This is a genomic window from Streptomyces sp. NPDC006208 (assembly GCF_040613775.1).
In the GTDB taxonomy this organism is placed as follows: domain Bacteria; phylum Actinomycetota; class Actinomycetes; order Streptomycetales; family Streptomycetaceae; genus Streptomyces.
This window is the reverse complement of the sequence record NZ_JBEXSW010000037.1, coordinates 1-15,522: the sequence shown is the minus strand read 5'-3', so window position 1 is coordinate 15,522 and position 15,522 is coordinate 1. Positions and strand designations below refer to the sequence as shown.

At 69.2% G+C, this 15,522-nt stretch carries 14 protein-coding genes and 1 pseudogene; 5 read left to right on the top strand and 10 right to left on the bottom strand.

The features are described 5' to 3' along the window. Nucleotides 1–15 precede the first annotated feature (15 nt). Both ABZ208_RS27130 and ABZ208_RS27125 read right to left on the bottom strand, forming a co-directional pair. The gene (locus tag ABZ208_RS27130; protein WP_356912075.1) at nucleotides 16–564 is read right to left on the bottom strand and encodes a DUF2617 family protein; all 549 of its coding nucleotides are present in this window, start codon (nucleotides 562–564) and stop codon (nucleotides 16–18) included. A gap of 346 nt (nucleotides 565–910) precedes the next feature. Continuing rightward, the gene (locus ABZ208_RS27125) at nucleotides 911–1,174 is read right to left on the bottom strand and encodes a hypothetical protein (protein ID WP_356912073.1); all 264 of its coding nucleotides are present in this window, start codon (nucleotides 1,172–1,174) and stop codon (nucleotides 911–913) included. A gap of 181 nt (nucleotides 1,175–1,355) precedes the next feature. Between ABZ208_RS27125 and ABZ208_RS27120 the strand changes: the two genes are divergently transcribed. Next, nucleotides 1,356–2,567 (top strand): pyridoxal phosphate-dependent aminotransferase, encoded by a 1,212-nt coding sequence (locus tag ABZ208_RS27120; protein ID WP_356912072.1) that lies wholly within the window; start codon nucleotides 1,356–1,358, stop codon nucleotides 2,565–2,567. A 66-nt stretch (nucleotides 2,568–2,633) separates the two neighbouring features. On the opposite strand, the gene ABZ208_RS27115 is transcribed toward ABZ208_RS27120, so the two are convergent. Together ABZ208_RS27115 and clpB are read right to left on the bottom strand one after the other, a co-directional pair. Next, nucleotides 2,634–3,179 carry a YbjN domain-containing protein gene (locus ABZ208_RS27115; protein ID WP_356912071.1) on the bottom strand — a complete coding sequence of 182 codons (546 nt, stop codon included), beginning with the start codon at nucleotides 3,177–3,179 and terminating at the stop codon, nucleotides 2,634–2,636. A gap of 108 nt (nucleotides 3,180–3,287) precedes the next feature. Continuing rightward, entirely contained in the window at nucleotides 3,288–5,909 is a 2,622-nt protein-coding gene (gene clpB / locus ABZ208_RS27110; RefSeq protein ID WP_356912070.1) for an ATP-dependent chaperone ClpB, read from the bottom strand. 122 nt (nucleotides 5,910–6,031) lie between these two features. Here clpB and ABZ208_RS27105 point away from each other — a divergent pair, with 122 nt between their 5' ends. Beyond that, the gene (locus ABZ208_RS27105; protein WP_356912069.1) at nucleotides 6,032–6,445 is read left to right on the top strand and encodes a pyridoxamine 5'-phosphate oxidase family protein; all 414 of its coding nucleotides are present in this window, start codon (nucleotides 6,032–6,034) and stop codon (nucleotides 6,443–6,445) included. Nucleotides 6,446–6,545: 100 nt separating this feature from the next. Here the strand turns inward: ABZ208_RS27105 and ABZ208_RS27100 are convergent, their stop codons facing one another. Next, on the bottom strand, nucleotides 6,546–6,863 hold the full coding sequence (locus ABZ208_RS27100) for a (2Fe-2S)-binding protein (protein ID WP_053557087.1): 318 nt from the start codon (nucleotides 6,861–6,863) through the stop codon (nucleotides 6,546–6,548). 314 nt (nucleotides 6,864–7,177) lie between these two features. On the opposite strand from ABZ208_RS27100, the gene ABZ208_RS27095 reads away from it, so the two are divergent. Continuing rightward, nucleotides 7,178–8,188 carry a helix-turn-helix transcriptional regulator gene (locus ABZ208_RS27095; protein ID WP_328398475.1) on the top strand — a complete coding sequence of 337 codons (1,011 nt, stop codon included), beginning with the start codon at nucleotides 7,178–7,180 and terminating at the stop codon, nucleotides 8,186–8,188. On the opposite strand, the gene ABZ208_RS27090 is transcribed toward ABZ208_RS27095, so the two are convergent. The 5 genes from ABZ208_RS27090 to dnaK all read right to left on the bottom strand — a co-directional run bounded on the left by ABZ208_RS27090 (nucleotide 8,189) and on the right by dnaK (nucleotide 13,875). Beyond that, on the bottom strand, nucleotides 8,189–9,193 hold the full coding sequence (locus tag ABZ208_RS27090) for a LuxR C-terminal-related transcriptional regulator (protein WP_356912068.1): 1,005 nt from the start codon (nucleotides 9,191–9,193) through the stop codon (nucleotides 8,189–8,191). It abuts the gene before it with no gap. 509 nt (nucleotides 9,194–9,702) lie between these two features. Beyond that, complete coding sequence (locus tag ABZ208_RS27085; RefSeq protein WP_328398479.1) at nucleotides 9,703–10,155, bottom strand: helix-turn-helix domain-containing protein; 453 nt, start codon at nucleotides 10,153–10,155, stop codon at nucleotides 9,703–9,705. A 1-nt stretch (nucleotide 10,156) separates the two neighbouring features. Then, nucleotides 10,157–11,338 carry a molecular chaperone DnaJ gene (gene dnaJ / locus ABZ208_RS27080; RefSeq protein ID WP_328398481.1) on the bottom strand — a complete coding sequence of 394 codons (1,182 nt, stop codon included), beginning with the start codon at nucleotides 11,336–11,338 and terminating at the stop codon, nucleotides 10,157–10,159. A gap of 45 nt (nucleotides 11,339–11,383) precedes the next feature. Beyond that, the gene (grpE, locus tag ABZ208_RS27075) at nucleotides 11,384–12,025 is read right to left on the bottom strand and encodes a nucleotide exchange factor GrpE (protein ID WP_328398482.1); all 642 of its coding nucleotides are present in this window, start codon (nucleotides 12,023–12,025) and stop codon (nucleotides 11,384–11,386) included. Then, entirely contained in the window at nucleotides 12,022–13,875 is a 1,854-nt protein-coding gene (gene dnaK / locus ABZ208_RS27070; RefSeq protein ID WP_356912067.1) for a molecular chaperone DnaK, read from the bottom strand. The genes grpE and dnaK overlap by 4 nt, the downstream gene beginning before the upstream one ends. A 221-nt stretch (nucleotides 13,876–14,096) precedes the next feature. On the opposite strand from dnaK, the gene ABZ208_RS27065 reads away from it, so the two are divergent. Together ABZ208_RS27065 and ABZ208_RS27060 are read left to right on the top strand one after the other, a co-directional pair. After that, complete coding sequence (locus tag ABZ208_RS27065; RefSeq protein WP_356912065.1) at nucleotides 14,097–14,633, top strand: sugar transferase; 537 nt, start codon at nucleotides 14,097–14,099, stop codon at nucleotides 14,631–14,633. A gap of 128 nt (nucleotides 14,634–14,761) precedes the next feature. Further along, nucleotides 14,762–15,522 (top strand): annotated as a pseudogene (locus ABZ208_RS27060) (Fe-S oxidoreductase); the annotation flags it as partial.

Sequence of the window (15,522 nt, the reverse complement as noted above, 5' to 3'; positions counted from 1 at the left end):
ACCCACACGAGGTAACTACAGCGCGGCAGGCCGTGGGCGGTGCTCCGGGCGCGCACCGTGCGCCGGCGCGCCTACGCAGGTACGGGTCACCACCAGCCGGCCCTCCTGCGGATACGCGTGCCAGGTGCGCCACCGCACCTGGCCCTCACAGCGCTGGGCGAGCATCGCGGTGAACGCGTGCGGCGAGCCGGGAAACGTGCCCGCGAGGCCGTTCGGATGGTCGGTGACCAGGGCCAGCAGCTCCTGCGCGCGCCCGGCGAACGACCCTCGCGAGAGGGTCTCGACGCGCGCGGCGAACTCGTACTCCCAGTCGCCGAGTCGCTTGGCGACACCGAGAGGCAGCGGGGTGCTGCTGCCGGGGATACAGGCGACGGTCTCCGAACAGGTCCCCCGATCCTCCTCGAGCAGCACCTGGTGGGAGGCGCCGAGAAGTCTCAACTGCACTTTGGCTCCGGCCAGTTCAAGATCGAGAACGGCCAGGGCGGGCAACGGCTCCCGCCCCAGTGCCCAGGCGAGGTCTTCGGCTCGGGTGTCCGTATAGGCGGTTTTCAGGGTCGTGAGCATGGGTCGGCTCCGCAAAACACACTTCGGCAGGTGGGCACGTGGACCAGGGCACTCCAGAAACAGAGCGCAGAAGGTGGGGGGTGGCCTGCTCGGGTCCACATGAGGTCCGAGGGCTGGATGGATCCAACAGGTTCCGAGAGCGAGGGAATCATGAAGTGCGCGGCGCCCACAGCGTTTTTACCCAATCTGGCATGGTTTCCATCCCCTCAGGGACCCAAAGGTTCAACTGTTCAACGGAGAACGGGTTACGCAGCGACGCGACAATCAGGAAGACGCCAACAGAAAGGTGCCCGGCGGGAGTTAACCCACCGGGCACCTTCACTTGCCGCGGACCAGCTGCCCCGTGTCAGCTGCCTCCGCCACAGCCTCCTCCGCCGCCGCCGCAGGAGGAGGACGAACCGCCCCCGCAGGACGAGGAGGAGCTGCTGCAGGACGACCCGGCGCCGGACCCCCCGTCCCCCACCCACCAGCTGCCGCCGCCGCCCGCGGCGGCGCTGCGGCGGCGCTTGCTCGTGCTGACCTTCTTGCGGCCGCCGCTCCGCGCAGCGGCCACCGAGACGGCCACGACGAGCACCAGACCGACGACCACAATGCTGATGAAGACCGACATCACTCACACCGTCCTTCTCGTTCCCCCGAAGCGAGCCCCCCGCGACGTCGCGTGACCGCTTCTTGCCTGTTCCTGCGGGCTTCCTGCGTGTGCGCTTCTTGCGTGAGAGGGGGATGCCCTCGGCCCCGTCGGCCCAAAGCAGACTTGAGGAACTCCAGAGGTTCGGCCCAGGATGACGCCCATGACAGGACGCGCTTCGGCATCTCGACCGCTGCTCAACCGCAGGCTCGCGGAATTCGGCACGACGATCTTCGCCGAGATGTCGGCGCTCGCCGTACGGACCGGGTCGATCAATCTGGGCCAGGGGTTCCCCGACACGGACGGCCCCGAAGCAGTCAGGGAGGCGGCGGTGCGGGCCCTGCGCGACGGCCGGGGCAACCAGTACCCGCCCGGCCCCGGCGTCCCCGAGCTGCGCACCGCTGTCGCCGCCCACCAGCACAGCCGCTACGGCCTGGCGTACGACCCCGACACCGAGGTCCTGGTCACCGCCGGTGCGACCGAGGCGATCGCGGCCGCGCTGCTCGCCCTGGTCGAGCCGGGTGACGAGGTGATCGCTCTGGAGCCGTACTACGACTCGTACGCGGCGTGCATCGCGATGGCGGGCGGCGTACGCGTGCCGGTGACGCTGCGGCCCGGGGAAGAGTCCCACGGCACAGCCGCAGACCGGCACTTCCGCCTGGACCTCGACGAGCTGCGGGACGCGGTCGGCGACCGGACGCGGCTGATCCTGCTCAACACGCCCCACAACCCGACCGGCACCGTCCTGACCCCGGCGGAGCTCGCCGCGATCGCCGAGCTCGCCGTCGAGCGCGATCTGCTGGTGGTCACGGACGAGGTGTACGAGCACCTCGTCTTCGACGGCGAGCATGTGCCGCTCGCCTCGTTCCCCGGGATGCGCGAGCGCACGGTCACCATCTCGTCGGCCGGCAAGACGTTCTCGTTCACCGGCTGGAAGGTCGGCTGGGTGACCGCGGCGCCGGAGCTCGCCTCGGCGGTCCGCTCGGCCAAGCAGTTCCTGACGTATGTCTCGGCGGGGCCCTTCCAGTACGCGGTCGCGGAGGCGCTGGCACTGCCCACGGAGTACTTCGACGCGCTCCGGGACGATCTGCGGACCAAGCGGGATCTGCTCAGCGAGGGGCTGGCGGCGGCGGGCTTCGGCGTGCACCGCCCGGCGGGCACGTACTTCGTCACCACCGACATCCGCCCGCTGGGCGAGGACGACGGCTTCGCCTTCTGCCGGGCGCTGCCCGAACGGTGCGGCGTCGTCGCGATCCCGAACGCGGTCTTCTACGACCACCGGGAGCAGGGCTCGCCCTTCGTACGGTTCGCGTTCTGCAAGCGCGTCGAGGTGCTGCAGGACGCGGTCACCCGCCTGAAGTCCCTGGCCCCCTGACGACACCGGCGGGGGCGGTGGCCACCATGGACCACCGCCCCCGCCGGGCGCTGTGCGGCAGACGCGTCAGGCGTCGTCGGCCGGCTTCTCGTCGTCGGACGTGGCCTCGGCAGGCTCCAGGCCGAGCTGCTCCACGAGCCAGCGGTCGAACTCGATCGCCGCACGCACCCAGCTGACCGTCGACGACACGAAGTGCTCCAGGCTGACGCCGGTGCCGATCAGCATCTGGGCCTCGCCGATGAGGCGCAGGCTGGGCGGGGTGCCCTCCTCCTCGTGGGTGTGGGTGTAGACCTTGGGCCACAGAGTGCGGCGGTTCCAGTCGTCGATCGCGTCGAGAACCTTCGGCCGCTCCTCGATCGCGTGCGGACGGTCGTAGAACGTGCGCACCGAGAAGACCTGCTGCTCGTCCTCACCGCGGAACATGAAGTACGTGCGGAAGTCCTCCCACGGCGCCGCGAGGTCACCCTCGTCGTCGACGACGTACTTCAGCTCCATCTGCTCGAGAAGCTGCTTGACAAGATCCTGGTCGGGAACGACGGGGCCCGCCGGTCCTGCGGCCTGAGGCTGGGGCTTGCCCCCGAAATTCGGAATCGAGGACGGGTCGATGCTCACCGTGTATTTCCCTTCGAGCGGTTTCCAACATCCTCCCCCATGCCGGGCGGGGGCTGGCAACCCCCACTCGGCAGGTCCGCTCTCGGCTTACTCCGGGTCACCCACGGTTCACAGGGTCTTGCCGGCCGGCGCCGTCGAGGGGCCGACGATCAGGCCGTCCTCGAAACGGTCCACCCGCACCGTGTCACCGTCGGTGATCTCGCCGGCCAGGATCTCCTTCGCGAGCCGGTCGCCGATCGCCGTCTGGATCAGACGGCGCAGCGGCCGCGCGCCGTAGGCGGGGTCGTTGCCCTCGTCGGCCAGCCACTCCAGCGCCGCCGGGGTGACGTCCAGGGTGAGCCTGCGTTCGGCCAGGCGCTTCGCGAGCCGGTCGATCTGGAGCCGGGCGATGTGCGCCAGCTCCTCGCGCGTGAGGGCCGAGAAGACCACCAGATCGTCGAGGCGGTTGAGGAACTCGGGCTTGAAGGACGCCCGGACCACCTCCAGGACCTGCCGCTTCTTCTCCTCGTCGCTGGTCGCGGGCGCGGCCGGGCCACTCAGGAACTGGCTGCCCAGGTTCGAGGTCAGGATCAGGATGGTGTTGCGGAAATCCACCGTCCGGCCCTGTCCGTCGGTGAGCCTTCCGTCGTCCAGCACCTGCAGCAGGATGTCGAAAACCTCGGGGTGCGCCTTCTCCACCTCGTCGAGAAGGACGACGCTGTACGGGCGCCGGCGCACGGCCTCGGTGAGCTGGCCGCCCTCCTCGTAACCGACGTAGCCGGGCGGCGCGCCGACCAGCCGGGCGACGGAGTGCTTCTCGCTGTACTCGCTCATGTCGATGCGGACCATCGCCCGCTCGTCGTCGAAGAGGAAGTCGGCGAGCGCCTTCGCCAGCTCGGTCTTGCCGACGCCGGTCGGGCCGAGGAAGAGGAACGAGCCGGTCGGCCGGTCCGGGTCGGAGATCCCGGCCCGCGTCCGGCGGACCGCGTCCGACACCGCCTGCACGGCCTCGCTCTGGCCGATCAGGCGCTTGCCCAGCTCCTGCTCCATGCGCAGCAGCTTCTGTGTCTCGCCCTCCAGCAGGCGCCCGGCCGGGATGCCGGTCCAGGAGCCGACCACGTCCGCGATGTCGTCGGGGCCGACCTCCTCCTTGACCATGGTGTCCTTCGCGGCCTCGTGCTCGGCCTCGGCCTCGGCGGCCGCCTCCAGCTCACGCTCCAGGCCCGGGATCTCCCCGTACAGCAGCTTGGAGGCGGTGTCGAAGTCTCCGTCGCGCTGGGCGCGCTCGGCCCGGCCGCGCAGCTCGTCGAGCTGCTCCTTGAGCTCACCGACGCGGTTGAGGGACTGCTTCTCCTTCTCCCAGCGGGCGGTGAGCCCCCGCAGCTCCTCCTCCCGGTCGGCGAGGTCGCGGCGCAGCTTCTCCAGGCGCTGCCGGGATGCGGGATCGGACTCGTTGTTGAGCGCCAGCTCCTCCATCCGCAGACGGTCGACGGCACGCTGGAGCTCGTCGATCTCCACGGGGGACGAGTCGATCTCCATCCGGAGCCGGGACGCGGCCTCGTCGACCAGGTCGATGGCCTTGTCGGGCAGGAAGCGCGAGGTGATGTACCGGTCGGACAGGGTAGCGGCGGCGACCAGCGCCGAGTCGTTGATCTGCACCTTGTGGTGGGCCTCGTAGCGGCCCTTGAGCCCGCGCAGGATCGCGATGGTGTCCTCGACCGTCGGCTCGGCGACCAGCACCTGCTGGAAGCGCCGCTCCAGGGCGGCGTCCTTCTCGATCCGCTCGCGGTACTCGTCGAGGGTGGTCGCGCCGACCATCCTCAGCTCGCCGCGGGCGAGCATCGGCTTGAGCATGTTGCCGGCGTCCATCGCCGAGTCGCCGCCCGCGCCCGCACCGACGACGGTGTGCAGCTCGTCGATGAAGGTGATGATCTGGCCGTCGCTGTCCTTGATCTCGGACAGGACGGTCTTGAGGCGCTCCTCGAACTCACCGCGGTACTTGGCCCCGGCCACCATGGCGCCGAGGTCGAGCGAGACGAGGCGCTTGTTGCGCAGCGACTCGGGCACGTCGCCCTTCACGATCCGCTGGGCGAGCCCCTCGACGACGGCGGTCTTGCCGACGCCGGGCTCGCCGATGAGCACCGGGTTGTTCTTCGTACGCCTCGACAGCACCTGGACGACCCGGCGGATCTCGTGGTCCCGGCCGATGACCGGGTCGAGCCTGCCCTCGCGGGCCGCTGCCGTGAAATCCGTGCCGAACTTCTCCAGCGCCTTGTACTGACCCTCGGGGTCGGGTGTGGTCACCCGGCGTCCTCCCCTTGCCTTCTCGAACGCGTCCAGCAGCTTCTTCGCCGTGGCACCCTGCCCGCCCAGCACCTCACCGGCCGGTCCGCCCTTGGCCGCGACGGAGATCAGCAGGTGCTCGGTGGAGAGGTAGTCGTCACCCAGCTCCTTGGCGCGCCGGTCGGCATCGGCGATGACGGCGAGCATGTCACGGTTCGGCTGGGGCGGGGCGACGGTGGACCCCGTGACGCTGGGCAGCGCGCCGAGCAGCCGCTCGGCCCCCGACCGTACGGCGGCCTGGTCGGCGTCGACGGCGGCCAGCAGGTCGGTGATGTTCTCGTTGTCCCGGCCCTCGAGCAGCGCGAGCAGCAGATGCGCCGGGGTCAGATCGGCGTGCCCGTCCGACACGGCCCGGCTGGTGGCGGCGTTGATCGCATCACGGCTCTTGTTGGTCAGCTCGGCGTCCACGTGTGCTCTCTCCTCCTTGCGGGTGGGACTCTTCCCTCAACACTGACTCATTCAGCGTGCATAAAGTTGAGTCTATTCCACTCATGGTGTTGACGGACAGAACCCGAAGGTAGGTTCCGCCCATGGCCATCGATCCGCGCAACCCCGACGCGTCCTATCTCGCCTTCTGGCGCGAGTACCACATGTCCACTCTGACGACCCCGCGCGCGGACGGCAGTCCCCATGTGGTCGCGGTGGGCGTGACGTACGACCCGGAAGGGGGTACGAACGGGATGGCCCGGGTGATCACCAACAAGCACAGCCGCAAGGTCGCCAACATCCTGGCCGCCGGACCCGAGGGGGCACGCGTCGCCCTCTGCCAGGTGGACAAGGGCCGCTGGGCGACGCTGGAGGGCGTGGCGCGGATCCGCACCGAGGCGGAGGTCGTCGCGGACGCGGTGAGCCGCTACGCGGAGCGCTACGGGCGCACGCCGGCGCCCAACCCTGACCGGGTGGTCATCGAGATCGCCCTGACCCGGGCGATGGGCCGCGCCTGACGGACGCGGGCAGCACAACGGCGCCATCGTGTTTCAGGTCCACGATGGCGCCGTTGTGTGGGGGAAGCACCTGAGCGATTTGAAACGACGGGGGAACCGCTCAGGCACTGCGGGGGGTGGCGGTGGTGTCGGGCTCGGCCAGCTGGTGGTCGCGCTGGTCGAGATTGACAAAAATCATTCCGTACCGGATGGCGCAGCGGACGGGCTGCGGAGCACCCCGCGGGCGACGAAGGCATCGATAGGCGCGGACATCCTCGTCCTCCTCGCGCGCCACGACGATGGGCTCTCCGAACAAGGTGACCATCAACGAGTCGCCACGGTGGGGGATTGCCGTGACGAGGTCGATGAAATGCCACCCCGATCGGTAGGCCGTCGCCATCTCACGCCGGAAGACCCGGTCGTCCGGGGGAACGGTCACGACGTCGCCCTCGCAGGAGCGGTGTCCCACCCACTGTCTGCCGGCGGAGCCATCGCCTGCACGCTGTCCCAGCCACTGTCCGGTGGGAAGTCGGCCAGGCCGAGGCCCATACCGCTCAGGGCGCCGAACGCCACGGTCGCAGAGAAGACAGTGGCAAGCACCGAGCGAAGCATTCTCACGCGCATAGTCGGCTTCGTCCTCACTTGATGGTTTCTTCTCCCCCGCACCACAGACGATGGCTCATTCAGGCATGTCAATGCCACAGGGACGATGCATCATGTTCCTGCACGTACAAGACCCTGGGGGGTGGAGAATTGCCGCATGTCGACACAAAACTGACACATCCCCATGCGGTCACCGAGCTGTGTCCCGAAGGATCGCGACTCTATGTCAGCGCACTGAGCACCGGCCGGATCGCCCGGATTGATGCGGAAGCCGCGCCCTGTCTCCTCGAGTTCGCGCTGTTGCACCCGGATCCGGACGATGCCAACTGGCTTCGCCCGGTTCCGCCGTCCGTCGCCCTGGCGCAAAGACTGCACCCCATTGAGCGCGAGATCCTGGACCGTCGGCGTGTGTCCATCGAACTGACCGATGCTTTCGAGCCGTTCATGGCCATCAGTGCCCAGAACCCGGCGAGCACCCACGCGATCACGGTGCTGGAGGGCTTCGACCGGATCAACGCGGCGCTCAACCTCGCCACGGCGGAGTGCCAGACGGAGATGCTGACGATCCAGCCCGGCGGTGGCCGCAGCGCCCATGTGCTCACGCAGGCCCTGGAGCGGGACCGCCCGCTGATCGACCGGGGCGTGAGCATCCGCACGCTCTACCAGCACACGGTCAGGCACAGCCAGGGAACCCTCGCGTACGTCGAGCGGATATCCGCCGGCAAGGTGGAGATACGCACCCTCGAGGAGCTGATCGAGCGCCTGATCGTCTTCGACCGCACGGTGGCGTTCATCCCCGCCCGCGACGACCGGCGCGTGGCTCTGGAGCTCCGCCACCCGGGCCTGGTGGAATACCTCATCAAGGTCTTCGAGCAGCTGTGGCGGCGCGCCGTCCCGCTGACCGAGGAAGTCCCCTACGACCCGACTCCCGACGGCATTTCGGGCGTCCAGCGCTCGATCGCCAAGCTCCTGATCGAGGGGTACGTGGACGAGGCCATAGCGCGCAGGCTCGGCATGAACGTACGGACCTGCCGTGCCCACATCGCCAAGCTGGCGGCGGCGCTCGGCAGCGGCAGTCGCGCCCAACTCGGCTATCTCATCGCCCAGTCCGGGATCCTGCGGCAGGACCCGGGGCTGGTGACGGACACCGACGGCAACTGATCATGGCCGACTCTCGCCGTCGGCCCGCAGCGGTTCCGGGAAGTCGAGCATCCCGGCCTGGGCTATGCGCACGCCCAGCTGGGCGCGGCTGCTGCTGCCGAGGGCCGCGGCGAGCTTGGCGATGTGATAGCGGCACGTACGCACATTCAGACCGAGCCGCTGCGCAATGACCGCGTCCGTGTGCCCTTCGGCCAGCAGGGCGGCGATGACGCGTTCCCGGTGGGTGATGCCCTCGCCGCCGCCGAGCGCCGGGACGGGCTCGGCGAAGGGAACGGCCAGCCGCCACAGGCGGTCGAAGACGATGGCGAGATAGTTGATCAGGGCCGGATGCCGCACCTCCAGCGCGACGGAGCGGTCCGCGGTGACCGGGATGAACGCGACGGCGTCGTCGAACAGGAGCAGCCGCTCGATGCATTCGTCGAGCGTGCGCACCTCCACGGCACCTCCCAGCTTGTCCAGGTAGGCGGCCAGGGCCGGGCCGTGCCGGGCGACATGGGTGTACAGCGTGCGCATCTGCACCTGCTTCCGCGCCATTTCCTGTGCCAGGGGCAAGGCCTTGAGCAGGATCTTCTCGCGCCGGATCCCGTCGGGCTGCACAGCCCACATCCGCGTTCCGCACGCGGCGGTCGCCTCGTCGATGGCCGCCTCGATACGGGTGTGCCCGTCCAGCACCCGCAGCCCCTCGTCGCTCACCCCGGTCCGCACGTCGAGCCCCGCGAAGCGCTCGAACGTCGCGGCCAGTGCCGTCACGCGGTCGTGCGTCGCGGCGAAGTCCTCCTGGATGCCGTGCAGCAACCGGGACATGGCCACGCGCGGAGGGGTCGGCAGCAGCCACTGCATGTCCACCGGGTCGGGATGGAGCAGCGCCAACTCGACCAGGCACCATGCCTCTTCGGCCTCCTGGCGCGTGATGCGGCCCTTCTGCAGGGCGTGGGCGTACACCCGGTCCCCGTCGTCGCAGAGCCGCTCGGCCCCGTGCGGATGCGCCTCGGGCGCGTAGGTCATCGCTCCCACTCCTCGATGTGCCCTCAAACATCCCCATCGGAAAGGACGTTGGGCCGACGGGGTCCTGAACGGGGGCGAAGGCTGCCGCGATCATAGAGGACATGACACATCCCGCAGAGGGAGACGGCGCCGCGGCCGGTCCCCTCAGCAAGTTGCGGTTCCACAAGCTGACGGTGCCCAAGCCGCGATGAGTGCGCAAGAGTCTTCCTCAGGGACGCACACGGCGGACCACGGCGCACTGACGGCGCCGGGGCCCGCGGCGCCCTGATCCGGCTGCCGCTCGCGGGTACGCCGGCCGCGTGGCCAGGACGCGGCCGACGGCGTCTTCCCCAAGATCGCGAACGGCGCTCATACACCCGCGGGTCGTTCCCCGCGGTCCTGGCAGTGCCGCGGGGAACGATTCGGGCGTACACCGACGACGAGCTCTCCCCCCGAGTGCGGGGAGGACACTACGGCGACGGGCCGGGAGAGCATCCGCTCTCCCGGCCCGTCGCCTTACAACTCACCGCTCATTCGGGGCGCTTCGGCCGCCACACCACCAGCGCGCTGGTCTGCTGCACGTCCTGGTACGGCACCAGATCGCGCCGGTACGAGGCGTGCACCTGCGCCTCGCGCTGCTGCATCGCCACCGCCGCGCCGTCCACGGCCGCCGACAGTTCGGCGACGCGCTGCTGGAGCGCCGCGACCTGGTTCTCCAGTTCGATGATGCGCTTGATCCCGGCGAGGTTGATGCCCTCGTCCTGCGACAACTGCTGCACCGTGCGCAGCAGTTCGATGTCGCGGGCCGAGTAGCGCCGGCCCCGGCCGGCCGTGCGGTCCGGGGAGACCAGACCCAGCCGGTCGTACTGGCGCAGGGTCTGCGGATGGAGTCCCGACAGCTGTGCCGCCACCGAGATGACGTACACCGGCGACTCGTCCGTCAGCTCGTAGGGGTTGCGACCGCGTCCGGATCGGCCATCCATCTCAAGCTCCCTTCGCTGCCTGGAACAGCTCGGCACGCGGGTCCTCGTCCGCGGTGGCGTCGCGGAAGGCCTGCAGCGCTTCCTTCGCCTTGTCGCTGAGCTCGGTCGGCACCGTCACCTCGACCGTGACCAGCAGGTCGCCGCGGGTGCCGTCCTTGCGCACCGCACCCTTGCCACGGGCGCGCATCGTGCGCCCGTTGGGCGTGCCGGCCGGCAGCTTCAGCGTGACCGGCGGCCCGCCGAGGGTGGGGACCTTCACCTCGCCGCCGAGTGTCGCCTCCACATAGGTGACGGGCACGGTGACGGTGAGATTGTCGCCCTTGCGGCCGAAGACCGGGTGGGCGTCGACATGGACGACGACATACAGGTCGCCGGCCGGTCCGCCGCGCTCGCCCGGAGTCCCCTTGCCGCGCAGCCGGATGCGCTGCCCGTCGGAGACCCCCGCAGGGATCCGCACCTGCATGGTGCGCGAGGAGCGGGCGCGCCCGCTGCCCTTGCAGACCTCGCAGGGGTCCTGGGCGATCAGCCCGCGGCCCTTGCAGTCCACGCACGGATCGGTCAGCGAGAAGGACCCGCTGCCACCGCGCGAGACCTGACCGGTGCCGACGCAGGTCGGGCACACCCGGGGCGTGCCGTTCTTGTCGCCGGTGCCCGAACAGGCTTTGCAGGGGGCCTGGCTGGACATCCGCAGCGGGACCGTGGCCCCGTCGACCGCCTCGGTGAAGCTGAGCGTCACCTCGGACTCGATGTCCTGCCCGCGGCGCGGCTGCGTCCGCGTACCCGGACCGGCGCCCCGGTTGAACAGGCCGCCGAACACGTCCCCGAGACCGCCGCCGAAGCCGCCCGCGCCACCCTGCGCCCCGCCCTGGGCGCCTCCGAAGAGGTCGCCCAGGTCGAAGTTGAAGGTGCCGCCGGCGGCGCCGGGACCGGGCCGGAAGCCTCCGTTGCCGAACAGGGCACGGGCGTCGTCGTACTCCTTGCGCCGCTTGGGGTCGCCGAGGATGTCGTTGGCCTCGGAGATCTCCTTGAAGCGCTCCTCCGCCTTGACGTCGCCCTTGTTGGCGTCCGGATGGTTCTCGCGGGCGAGTTTCCGGTACGCCTTCTTGATCTCGGCCTCGGTGGCGTCCTTGGGGACGCCGAGAACCTTGTAGTAGTCCTTCTCGACGAAGTCCTTCGTGCTCATCGACGTCCCTCCTTCCCGACGGTCACTGCCTCGGAGAACTCAAGCTCAGCCCTCGTCCGGGCCACCGCTCTCCTCGTCGTTCGCCTTCTCCTCCTTGGGGGCCGCGCCCGGCTGGGGCTCGGCCACCGCGACCCGCGCGGGGCGGATCGTGCGCTCGCCGATGCGGTACCCCGGCTGAAGCACCGCGACGCACGTCGTCTCGGCGACGTCCGGCGCATACGAGTGCATCAGGGCCTCGTGGATGGTCGGGTCGAAGGGCTCGCCCTCCTTGCCGAACTGCTGCAGGCCCATCTTGGCGGCGGCCGTCTCGAGAGACTCTGCCACCGACTTGAAGCCGCCCACCAGCTCCCCGTGGTCCCGGGCACGGCCGATGTCGTCGAGCACGGGCAGCAGCTCGGTCAGGAGCGTCGCCGTGGCGATCTCCTTGACCGTGATCCTGTCGCGCTCCACGCGCCGGCGGTAGTTCTGGTACTCGGCCTGGAGCCGCTGGAGGTCGGCAGTGCGCTCGTTGAGCGCGGTGCGGACCTGGTCCAGCTGAGCCGTCAGACCGGCGATCTTTGCTGCGTCCCCTGCCGGGGCCGCCGGGCCCTCCTTCTGGGAGGACTCGGCGGACTCGGCGGCGTCGTCAGAGGTGGCGCCGGAGGGGACGTCGGGATTCTCGTCGAAGCCCGGGGTCTCCTCCGTCACGCGGCACCACCCTTTGCGTCCTTCTCGTCGTCCACGATCTCGGCGTCGACGACGTCGTCGTCCGCCTTGGCCTGCTCGCCGGCACCGGCGCCCGCGCCCGCGGCGGCGCCCTCGGGCGCGGCGTTCGCGTACAGCGCCTGGCCGAGCTTCTGGCTGACCGCGGCGACCTTCTCGGTGGCGGTGCGGATCTCGGCCGTGTCCTCGCCCTTGAGCTTCTCCTTCAGCTCGCCGACGGCGGTCTCGACCTCGGTCTTCACATCGCCCGGGACCTTGTCCTCGTTGTCCTTGAGGAACTTCTCGGTCTGGTAGACGAGCTGCTCGCCCTGGTTGCGGGTCTCGGCGGCCTCGCGGCGGCGGTGGTCCTCGTCCGCGTACTGCTCGGCCTCCTGGCGCATCCGGTCGACCTCGTCCTTCGGCAGCGAGGAGCCGCCGGTGACGGTCATCTTCTGCTCCTTGCCCGTGCCCAGGTCCTTCGCGGTCACGTGCATGATGCCGTTGGCGTCGATGTCGAAGGCGACCTCGATCTGCGGGACCCCGCGCGGGGCCGGCGGCAGACCGGTCAGCTCGAACATCCCGAGCTTCTTGTTGTACGCCGCGATCTCTCGCTCGCCCTGGTAGACCTGGATCTGCACGGACGGCTGGTTGTCCTCGGCCGTCGTGAAGATCTCGGACCGCTTGGTCGGGATCGTGGTGTTGCGCTCGATGAGCTTGGTCATGATGCCGCCCTTGGTCTCGATACCGAGGGACAGCGGGGTCACGTCGAGGAGCAGGACGTCCTTGACCTCACCCTTGAGCACACCTGCCTGCAGCGCGGCGCCGATGGCGACGACCTCGTCCGGGTTCACACCCTTGTTGGCGTCCTTGCCGCCGGTCAGCTCCCTGACGAGCTCGGCGACGGCGGGCATACGGGTGGAGCCACCGACCAGCACCACGTGGTCGATCTCGGACAGCGCGATGCCGGCGTCCTTGATGACGTTGTGGAACGGGTGCTTGCAGCGCTCGAGCAGGTCCGCGGTCAGCTGCTGGAACTGGGCGCGAGTGAGCTTCTCGTCCAGGTGCAGCGGGCCCTCGGCGGAGGCCGTGATGTACGGCAGGTTGATCGTCGTCTCGGTCGAGGACGACAGCTCGATCTTCGCCTTCTCCGCGGCCTCGCGAAGACGCTGGAGAGCCATCTTGTCCTTGGACAGGTCGACGCCGTGCCCGCCCGCGAACTGCTTCACCAGGTAGTCGACGACGCGCTGGTCCCAGTCGTCACCACCGAGGTGGTTGTCACCGTTGGTGGCCTTGACCTCGACGACGCCGTCACCGATCTCCAGCAGCGACACGTCGAAGGTGCCGCCACCGAGGTCGAAGACGAGGATGGTCTGGTCGTCCTTGTCCAGGCCGTAGGCCAGGGCAGCGGCGGTGGGCTCGTTGACGATACGCAGGACGTTGAGGCCCGCGATCTCACCGGCTTCCTTGGTCGCCTGACGCTCGGAGTCGTTGAAGTACGCGGGGACGGTGATCACCGCGTCGGTGACCTTCTCACCCAGGTACGACTCGGCGTCGCGCTTGAGCTTCTGCAGGATGAACGCGCTCATCTGCTGCGGGTTGAAGTGCTTCCCGTCGAGCTCGATCTTCCAGTCGGTGCCCATGTGACGCTTGACCGACCGGATGGTCCTGTCGACGTTGGTGACCGCCTGGCGCTTCGCGACCTCGCCGACCAGCACCTCACCGTTCTTCGCGAAGGCGACGACGGACGGCGTGGTCCTGGCACCCTCGGCGTTGGTGATGACGGTGGGCTCGCCGCCCTCCAGAACGCTGACGACGGAGTTAGTCGTGCCCAGGTCGATGCCGACCGCACGTGCCATTTCAATTCCTCCAGCTGACTTGAGTGGAACTGGCTCAAGGATGCACGACAGCGCCGACCCCGTCAACAGACCTGAGTCGGGGCCACTCAACTTTTATCCGGCCCTTACAGGCATGTTGCGCTCCGCACGCGTGGCGCTGCGGTGCGTGTGGCATACATCTGCGAGAGTCATAGGGGGATAATTCGGTCAAGAAGTGTCATTCGTAACGAAGGGCGCGCCCCATGTCGGCAAAGCGAGCCGTCGATCTGACGGGCAGCCTGTTCCTCCTGCTGCTCCTGTCCCCCGTCCTGCTGGCTGTCGCCGCGGCCGTCGCACTGACCTCGCCGGGCCCGGTCCTGACCCGCCGGGAGCGCACCGGCCTCGGCGGTCGGACGTTCACGATGCTCACCTTCCGCACGACCCGCGCCGAGTCCCTCACCCCGGTCGGACGGCTGCTGCGCCGCCGCCTCCTGGACACGCTCCCCCAGCTGATCAATGTGGTGCGCGGCGAGATGTCCCTCGTCGGCCCGCCGCCACTGCCGCCGGCCGCCCCCGGCAGCACGGCACCCGCTTTCGGGGCCGACCGGGCCCGGCAGGCACTGCGCCCCGGGATCACCGGCCTGTGGCAGATCAGCGGGCGCTCCGAGCTGCCCTGGGAGGAAATGAGCGTGCTCGACCTGCATTATGTTGAGCAACATTGGCTGGGACTCGACTTGTGGATCCTGGCGCGGACGGTTCCCGCCGCGGTCGCCGGACGCCCCGCGGTGAGGGTTGCCTGAGCGACACAGATCACCGCCCGCCCATCTGCAGTGCGGCACGACAAGTGGGTAGTCTCAGCAACGGACTGAATAAGTTACCGCTTAGTAGACGCGGTTTTCCCACCCTCGCAGGCCCGAGGAGCCCCCAAATGCAGCTCGCCGCGATCATCGTGTCGCTGGTCCTGACCGTGGTCGGCGTTGCGCTCATCGCCCGAGCCGTCGCGCAGATCTACCGGTTCGTCAAGCTCGGTCAGCCCGTGCCTGCGGGCAGCCGCACCGACGACCCCAAGGCCCGCACGGTCACTCTGGTCAAGGAGTTCCTCGGCCATACCCGTATGAACCGCTGGGGCATCGTCGGCTTCGCCCACTGGTTCGTCGCGATCGGCTTCCTGACGCTGCCCCCGACGCTGGCCCAGGCATACGGCCAGCTCTTCCAGGCGGACTGGACCCTGCCCGTCCTGGGCGGCTTCCTGCCGTTCGAGATGTACATCGAGTTCATCGGTCTGATGACCGTGGTCGGCATCGTCATCCTGATCGCGATCCGGCTGCTGAACCTGCCGTCCCGTGCGGGCCGCAAGTCGCGCTTCGCGGGCTCCAAGGCCTGGCAGGCGTACTTCGTCGAGTACGTCATCCTCACCATCGGTCTCGCGATCCTGGCGCTGCGGGGCCTCGAGGGCGCGATCCACCACGTGGACCACTACGAGCCGGCGTACTTCGTCTCGTACCCGCTGGTGCTGGCCTTCAAGGGACTGAGCGTCTCCACGCTCCAGAACCTCATCTACTTCACCGCGATGATCAAGATCGGTACGTCGCTGATCTGGATGATCACGGTCTCGCTGAACACGAACATGGGTGTGGCCTGGCACCGCTTCCTCGGCTTCCCGAACATCTGGTTCAAGCGCAACGCGGA

What these genes read in the sequence shown, in the direction of transcription:
- ABZ208_RS27120 (WP_356912072.1), top strand. Translation starts at nt 1,356, where the DNA reads ATGACAGGACGCGCTTCGGCATCTCGACCGCTGCTCAACCGCAGGCTC.
- dnaJ (WP_328398481.1), bottom strand. Translation starts at nt 11,338, where the DNA reads ATGAGCACGAAGGACTTCGTCGAGAAGGACTACTACAAGGTTCTCGGC.
- dnaK (WP_356912067.1), bottom strand. Translation starts at nt 13,875, where the DNA reads ATGGCACGTGCGGTCGGCATCGACCTGGGCACGACTAACTCCGTCGTC.
- ABZ208_RS27090 (WP_356912068.1), bottom strand. Translation starts at nt 9,193, where the DNA reads ATGACCTACGCGCCCGAGGCGCATCCGCACGGGGCCGAGCGGCTCTGC.
- ABZ208_RS27085 (WP_328398479.1), bottom strand. Translation starts at nt 10,155, where the DNA reads ATGGATGGCCGATCCGGACGCGGTCGCAACCCCTACGAGCTGACGGAC.
- ABZ208_RS27130 (WP_356912075.1), bottom strand. Translation starts at nt 564, where the DNA reads ATGCTCACGACCCTGAAAACCGCCTATACGGACACCCGAGCCGAAGAC.
- ABZ208_RS27065 (WP_356912065.1), top strand. Translation starts at nt 14,097, where the DNA reads ATGTCGGCAAAGCGAGCCGTCGATCTGACGGGCAGCCTGTTCCTCCTG.
- ABZ208_RS27105 (WP_356912069.1), top strand. Translation starts at nt 6,032, where the DNA reads ATGGCCATCGATCCGCGCAACCCCGACGCGTCCTATCTCGCCTTCTGG.
- ABZ208_RS27125 (WP_356912073.1), bottom strand. Translation starts at nt 1,174, where the DNA reads ATGTCGGTCTTCATCAGCATTGTGGTCGTCGGTCTGGTGCTCGTCGTG.